This is a genomic window from Paenibacillus sp. FSL R7-0333, from assembly GCF_038000365.1.
In the GTDB taxonomy this organism is placed as follows: Bacteria; Bacillota; Bacilli; order Paenibacillales; family Paenibacillaceae; genus Paenibacillus_AQ; species Paenibacillus_AQ silagei.
Map to the genome: position 1 here is coordinate 55,826 of NZ_JBBOBZ010000002.1, position 6,000 is coordinate 61,825.

The window sequence follows — 6,000 nt, forward strand, 5'->3', positions numbered from 1 at the left end:
AGGAGCTGATACCAGTGTCTGTGTTAAACGACAATCTGGACACGAAAAAAACCTTGGCTGTAATGAACCGCCTATTTCAATCATACCTGACTCAAAAATATATTGACCAGGGCAACCACTCAAGTTCCTTCTGTGCAGAAATTGAAAAGGCTGTTGATGGTCTGGACGGTCCGGAAAAACAAATTATTCAAGAGCGATATATGAAGTCAGCCTACGTTAAAGATTACCAAGTATTTAACTTCAGCTTAGATCCTCCTTTAAGCTCAGACACTTATAAAAAGTATCGTCGCCGTGCGTTTTTTAAACTGGTAGTTGTTTTTAATAGATTGGGATATTTGGATATTGAAAAAATCAGGAAGTAGGGGAGGCATAACCAGTATGAGCAGCAAACCAAAATACCGCGCCTGGTATAAGCCGTTGGGTGTCATGATTGAGCCGGATAAGCTGGAAATGATCAATTTTGAAACTGAAGTTCTCGGCGTGTATCTGATAATGGACGGCTGGGGATATCACAAGCTGCGGATTTCCGATTTTGAGCTTATGCCTTACTCCGAAACGAAAGAGCGGAACGGGGAAGGAGCAGAATTGTTCGTTGGTGACATTGTTGTATCAGATCAGTACCCAATCCGTGAAGAAGACGGATATGTCGGTGTCATCGAGTATGACAAGGGCGTCTTCTGGTTGACACACAGGATGAAGGCTGGATCGGAGGTCAGAGGATTGTCGGATAGCGTAGCTTACTTCCTGTACGAGCACAAAAACAACAATTTGCGCCGGATAGGAAACATCCACCATAACCCGGAACTGCTTTCAGCAGAGGTGACAGAGATATGAGCAGGAATACGCTGCACCGTTCAAAGATTCAAGAATTCCGGGAGTGGCTTGCAGAAGACGGGTGGTCTCTTGAACCAACAAAGGGGGCTTACGAGGTACTGCGGGCCCGGAAAGGGAAGCGCCTGCTGCTGATTTATGACCGCCACGAAGGCGACCACCTGAGCTATGCGGACAAATTTGCTGGAATCGTGCAGGCATTCATCAAAGCGAGAAAGGCGGTAAAGGCATGAGCGACAAAACAGGCATTGAATGGGCAGACGCCACTCCTATGTATGATGCAGATAGAGACCGTATCCGCTACTATAAACGCCTCGACCCTTCCCGTCCTGGGCAGCAGTTACGGAGAAAAATGGCCGCAGAAGGTAAGAAGTGGTGCAGGTCATGCGCCGCATGGCTGCCAAGTGAGCAGGTAAGTAAGAACGGAATGTGCCGCCCTCATGAGAATGAAGCATACCGAAATTATTATCAAAATAAAGGGAAAGCCGCGATCCGTCAAAGAGTTCACGCCAGAAAACGGGGTGTAGCACCACTACCTGTAATTGCACAAGGCTTGCTAATGGAACAGTTTGGCGGATGCTGCGCATATTGCAAGACTGAGCCAGCGTCAACATGGGATCATGTCGTCCCTGTAGTTGCTGGCGGAGAGACGGTACCAGGAAACATGGTTCCCGCGTGCAATTCGTGTAACAGTTCCAAAAAAGATAGCGATGTATGGGAATGGGCTCATAAGAAAGGCCTGCCCTTCCCTCATGAAGTGTTGGATGTTGTTATTCTGCTGGAGGTGATCTGAGAATGGGAAAGACGAAGATTGAATGGGCAACGGATGTCTGGAACCCAGTCACCGGCTGCACGAAGGTCAGCGAGGGCTGCCGGAACTGCTACGCCAAGAGCTTCGCAGAGCGCTTCAAGGGGACGCCAGGCCATTACTTTGAATCCGGCTTCGCGGTTACCCTGCGGCCGGATAAGCTGGAGCAGCCGCTGCGCTGGACCCGGTCCCGGAAGATATTCGTCAACAGCATGTCGGATCTCTTTCACCCGGATGTACCGGACGATTACATTGACGAGACATTCGCGGTGATGGCGCTCTGCCCGCAGCATACTTTTCAGGTGCTAACCAAACGGCCGGAGAGGATGAAGAGATATATGAATGTTCCTAATTCCCCTTTCGGAATGGATAAATTGGCGGACATTGCGCCTTACATGGAGCAGTGGGGTTGGATCAGCCCGGAGGACGCGGCGAACATCGCTCCGCCAGGCAGCATACTGCCAAAGTGGCCGGAATGGCCTCTGCCAAATGTCTGGTTCGGCGTTTCAGTGGAGAATCAGCAGGCAGCAGACGAGCGCATTCCCCTGCTACTACAGACTCCGGCGGCCGTCCGCTTCCTAAGCTGCGAGCCTTTGCTGGGGGCGGTTGACCTTAACCACATAACCCTGCAGATATCAGATGCGCCGGAACGAGGCAAGCCAGCTATAAGCATCAGCGCACTTCGCGGCTGGTATGGAGGGGACGGTGCACCTGCAAAGATTGATTGGGTCATTGTCGGTGGAGAGAGCGGCAGCAAGGCCCGACCAATGCATCCATGGTGGGTGCAGGAGTTGCGGGACCAGTGCCAGGCTGCGGATGTTCCCTTCTTCTTCAAACAATGGGGGGAGTGGAAGAAAACCCACGCGTTGGCCTGCAACGAGCCTGGAATTAAGGGCAAGCCATGGTTTAATTTTGACCCGGACACCTCGGTATGCCGGATTGGTAAACAGGCTGCAGGGCGGGAACTGGACGGCAGGACATGGGAGGAGTTCCCGGGAGGAACACTGCTATGAAAATAACGCCAGAGCGAATAGAAGAGGTCAAGATGATCGCGAAAACATGCGACATTTGGAAATTTAGCGAAGCAGAGCAAACAGAGATTCTAAATGATCTGCATACTGCTCTGGAAGAAGCACAGGAACAGCTATTTCTGGCGAATGGACTGGCATCTAACTATGAGTATGCGAAACGTGAATGCATTAAATGGAATGACGAAGCTGTGAGATTACGTGGAGAACTGTCAGAGGCACAACAGACCATAGCCCTGAAACAATCCAGCATCGACATATTGGCGGGTCAGGTTACAGATGAGACGGCCTTGCATGCAAAGACTGCCGCAAAGCTGATTATCGCTGAGCAGACCATAGCCCGGCAGCAACTCGCAATGAGTAGATCCTTAACCAACCTGACAGACGCGCTTAACTTCCCTTTTGCCGAATCTAACGATGATACCCGGTGCGTTAAACGGATGATTGATACGGCAATTATCATACTGAGCGAGGCAGGAGAAGGAGATTATCAGTCATGACACAAGTAAAGGAATGGAGCAACAAACAGTTAGATGTGGCACTTGCTAAATTATGTGGATACGAAATATACGCTGAGGAATTTAGCGTAAGCCATGAGCTTGTTGTGAGGTATGAAGATCCATCCGCAATTAAGGGATTAAAATTCTTCAGCCCATGCACCGATGCTGCCGCCTCTCTAGAGGTACAGACAAAGGCTATAGAGGTATCAGCGGATAAGTACGTAAGCAACCTTGACGCTCTGGTGAATCCTGAACTTATACAGGAGGGTTGGGGAAATCATGAGATCGCTCGATTACTAACCGCCAGCCCCCGAGAGATGGCAGAGGCGGCATATATCACATTCCAGGAGGTGAAGCGGCTTGTGGATTAAGATATTCTTTGCAGCAATAGCTTTCCTGGCATTCGCCGTGGCTGCAGAGCGAGATTCAAAGATTAACCGGCAGCGCCTCATGCACATGGCATCTATCTGTGACGCTTCCATCATCGCGCTAGCCGTTGTAGTCATTTACAAATAATATTGAAATTCGAGAGGAGTAATTATAAATGGCAGACAAATTTCATTCTCAGGGTGCTGAGGAAACATATAATCTACTGGCAGATATGATAGAGAAGCATCACGCCGACCTCCAGGAGACGGAAGTTCTGATCCTGATGAAACATGGTGGCTGGAAGTCCAAAGGAAAGCCGGTATTCGGTAAATTCAAGGTCTTAGGAGACGATCTCCGCAGCACCTGGAAGAAAGATGTCATCCTCTATCTGAATGCAGATATGTGGGGCATCCTCAGCGAGCCGCAGCGCCGGTATGTCCTGGATCATGCTTTATACGGGTTGGACGTTAAGGTGGATAAGGACGGGGAAACAAAGCTTGCTGATGATGATCGACCACTGCTTAAAACCGTATCGCCGGATATCGAAGCTTTCGTCGAGGTTATCAAGCGTCACGGAACCACCACTCAGGACGTTAAGCGCCTGGCTGCTGCTATTAAAGAGGTCAACCCTGATCAGGTGACCATTGAAGATGTTATCGGTGCTGGCGGCAAGCCGCAAGGCGGCGCAGATCCTAAGCCACCCGGCAACGGCCTGCAGGTGAAGAAGAACCCTGACGGCACAGTAGATGTCGAGGAAGAGGACGAGAACCAGCTCACGATAGAGGAGATTGCAGCCGCAGAGGCCGCAGCTGCTGTTCAACAGGCAGGCGAAGGCGGGCCGATTATACCTGAAGGTGATCCAGACGGAGAAGTATTCTAAATAATGCACACTCCCCGGCTCCGGCCGGGGGAACTCTTAACCCGAGGTGAGAAACCACATGAGGGAACAGTCCTCTGATAATCCTGATCTGCCGGAATTGGATGGCAAAAAAACCAAAGCGGCTATCGAGAGGGTTATGAGCAACTACCGCAATTACAAATACATTTATTTTGAAGACCGCGAAGCAAGTGTAACGGCTTCCTACGAGGATAGGCCTAGTGGTCCAACGAACGTTACAAGCGACCAGACAGCCAGCATAGCAATATATAACGTTGATGCTCGACAAGCACGGAAAGACTTCTGTCAGCGTGTCGAGAGGGCAGTGAATGAGCTGCCCAAAATTGAAAGCTTCCTGATACAGAAGCGTTACATGAATAATGACGCAGAATATATAACGGATCAGCGAGTATTCAGCATTGAATTTCAGCCCCCAATAAGCAAAGATACCTATGCTAAATTTCGGAGAAAAGCCATGTATCGCCTCATATTGAAACTGGATGATTTGAAGATTATAAAGATAACCGAGGTGTTTCGAGACGAACCTGAAGAGGCTCGTCCCGAATAATGGACAGGCGGGCCTTAATATACTTTATAAACGGAAAGAGGAGGTGTCGCCGGAGTGGATGCTGTGGAGCAAATCAGTCAATCGATTCAAGGTGAAGAGAGAGATGACGGAACATTTATGGTTGAAATCCAAGGAAAGCACGGCATCATAGAAATGGTTTTTCCCAGCAAACCCCCTACGGAAGATGAAAGAATAGAACTGTATAGAAAGCTCGCAGATAGTGTATTGCGATCACATAAAAAAGAGACTACCTCCACCGGGTAGTCTCTTTTCTTTAAATATGTTCAACATGATCTTTAGAGTCTAAGGAATGAATCATTTCAATTTGAGTTTTGGGACCAGACAATCTAAATGTATGATTACCAAAAGCTTCAGAGTACCATTTCTTATAATCATATTGTTCCCAATTAGTTCCGACTGCGACAGAAGAAAGGAATGATTTAGAATCATCTATAGAAATATGTGAATTGTAAGTCGAAAATGAATGAGTTTCTTTTTCTACTCTAGCAACAATTTTTATTTCTGCATCCGCCTCGTAAAGTTCTTTTATCATGGAACGAATCTGGAAAATGTCCCTTGATACAGAACTTCCGCCCTTCTTAGGTTTGTCAACAAGTCTAGGTCGCTTAATTATTTCCCCATCTATTTTATATATCGTTATATTCAATCCTTTATTATCTCCAACCCCTCTGGTTCTGAAAAATGTTAATGATGTTTTAAGATTCTTTTTACCATTAAAATAATCAGTTGGAACAGTTTCTGCGCTCGTTTCCCAACCTTCACCCCCTGACATATCTTTGGATGCCAAGACTCCAAGCCGAAATGTGTACGGCCAATTATGGATGTTTACAGATACATCAACATCAATACCGTATTCGTGCTTTATTAATTTTCTAAGATCAACCAACGATTCAGCAATATCTCCTCTTACAGCTTTCGGTGTTATTGAACCAGTCTTTTGTCTTGCTTTTACCATACTTGTCCACCCTTTCTCATATGAAGATCGATATTAATACTTA

11 protein-coding genes are annotated in these 6,000 nt (G+C 47.7%); 10 read left to right on the forward strand and 1 reads right to left on the reverse strand.

All coding sequences use genetic code 11. The features are described 5' to 3' along the window. Positions 1-14: 14 nt before the first annotated feature. From MKY86_RS33985 to MKY86_RS34030, 10 genes are all read left to right on the forward strand, one after another. Positions 15-362: a hypothetical protein gene (locus tag MKY86_RS33985; protein ID WP_076079863.1), complete on the forward strand. Its 348-nt coding sequence runs from the start codon at positions 15-17 to the stop codon at positions 360-362. Positions 363-378: 16 nt separating this feature from the next. Beyond that, on the forward strand, positions 379-834 hold the full coding sequence (locus MKY86_RS33990; protein ID WP_076079864.1) for a YopX family protein: 456 nt from the start codon (positions 379-381) through the stop codon (positions 832-834). After that, positions 831-1,064, forward strand: a complete 234-nt coding sequence (locus MKY86_RS33995; RefSeq protein ID WP_076079865.1) for a hypothetical protein — start codon at positions 831-833, stop codon at positions 1,062-1,064. Before MKY86_RS33990 ends, MKY86_RS33995 begins: the two co-directional genes overlap by 4 nt. After that, complete coding sequence (locus tag MKY86_RS34000) at positions 1,061-1,624, forward strand: HNH endonuclease (protein ID WP_076079866.1); 564 nt, start codon at positions 1,061-1,063, stop codon at positions 1,622-1,624. Before MKY86_RS33995 ends, MKY86_RS34000 begins: the two co-directional genes overlap by 4 nt. Positions 1,625-1,626: 2 nt before the next feature. Beyond that, the gene (locus MKY86_RS34005) at positions 1,627-2,652 is read left to right on the forward strand and encodes a DUF5131 family protein (RefSeq protein ID WP_076079867.1); all 1,026 of its coding nucleotides are present in this window, start codon (positions 1,627-1,629) and stop codon (positions 2,650-2,652) included. Beyond that, positions 2,649-3,167, forward strand: a complete 519-nt coding sequence (locus MKY86_RS34010) for a hypothetical protein (protein WP_076079868.1) — start codon at positions 2,649-2,651, stop codon at positions 3,165-3,167. The genes MKY86_RS34005 and MKY86_RS34010 overlap by 4 nt, the downstream gene beginning before the upstream one ends. Then, complete coding sequence (locus MKY86_RS34015) at positions 3,164-3,538, forward strand: hypothetical protein (RefSeq protein ID WP_076079869.1); 375 nt, start codon at positions 3,164-3,166, stop codon at positions 3,536-3,538. The genes MKY86_RS34010 and MKY86_RS34015 overlap by 4 nt, the downstream gene beginning before the upstream one ends. 173 nt (positions 3,539-3,711) lie before the next feature. Next, complete coding sequence (locus MKY86_RS34020; protein ID WP_076079870.1) at positions 3,712-4,416, forward strand: putative metallopeptidase; 705 nt, start codon at positions 3,712-3,714, stop codon at positions 4,414-4,416. A 58-nt stretch (positions 4,417-4,474) separates the two neighbouring features. After that, positions 4,475-4,981, forward strand: coding sequence for an ArpU family phage packaging/lysis transcriptional regulator (locus MKY86_RS34025; RefSeq protein WP_076079871.1), 507 nt, complete (start codon positions 4,475-4,477; stop codon positions 4,979-4,981). A 54-nt stretch (positions 4,982-5,035) separates the two neighbouring features. Continuing rightward, positions 5,036-5,245 carry a hypothetical protein gene (locus MKY86_RS34030; protein ID WP_076079872.1) on the forward strand — a complete coding sequence of 70 codons (210 nt, stop codon included), beginning with the start codon at positions 5,036-5,038 and terminating at the stop codon, positions 5,243-5,245. Positions 5,246-5,255: 10 nt separating this feature from the next. Here MKY86_RS34030 and MKY86_RS34035 read toward each other — a convergent pair whose 3' ends face one another. Next, positions 5,256-5,957, reverse strand: coding sequence for a hypothetical protein (locus tag MKY86_RS34035; RefSeq protein ID WP_076079873.1), 702 nt, complete (start codon positions 5,955-5,957; stop codon positions 5,256-5,258). Positions 5,958-6,000 lie beyond the last annotated feature (43 nt).

What these genes read in the sequence shown, in the direction of transcription:
- MKY86_RS33990 (WP_076079864.1), top strand. Translation starts at nt 379, where the DNA reads ATGAGCAGCAAACCAAAATACCGCGCCTGGTATAAGCCGTTGGGTGTC.
- MKY86_RS33995 (WP_076079865.1), top strand. Translation starts at nt 831, where the DNA reads ATGAGCAGGAATACGCTGCACCGTTCAAAGATTCAAGAATTCCGGGAG.
- MKY86_RS34000 (WP_076079866.1), top strand. Translation starts at nt 1,061, where the DNA reads ATGAGCGACAAAACAGGCATTGAATGGGCAGACGCCACTCCTATGTAT.
- MKY86_RS34005 (WP_076079867.1), top strand. Translation starts at nt 1,627, where the DNA reads ATGGGAAAGACGAAGATTGAATGGGCAACGGATGTCTGGAACCCAGTC.
- MKY86_RS34010 (WP_076079868.1), top strand. Translation starts at nt 2,649, where the DNA reads ATGAAAATAACGCCAGAGCGAATAGAAGAGGTCAAGATGATCGCGAAA.
- MKY86_RS34015 (WP_076079869.1), top strand. Translation starts at nt 3,164, where the DNA reads ATGACACAAGTAAAGGAATGGAGCAACAAACAGTTAGATGTGGCACTT.
- MKY86_RS34020 (WP_076079870.1), top strand. Translation starts at nt 3,712, where the DNA reads ATGGCAGACAAATTTCATTCTCAGGGTGCTGAGGAAACATATAATCTA.
- MKY86_RS34025 (WP_076079871.1), top strand. Translation starts at nt 4,475, where the DNA reads ATGAGGGAACAGTCCTCTGATAATCCTGATCTGCCGGAATTGGATGGC.
- MKY86_RS34035 (WP_076079873.1), bottom strand. Translation starts at nt 5,957, where the DNA reads ATGGTAAAAGCAAGACAAAAGACTGGTTCAATAACACCGAAAGCTGTA.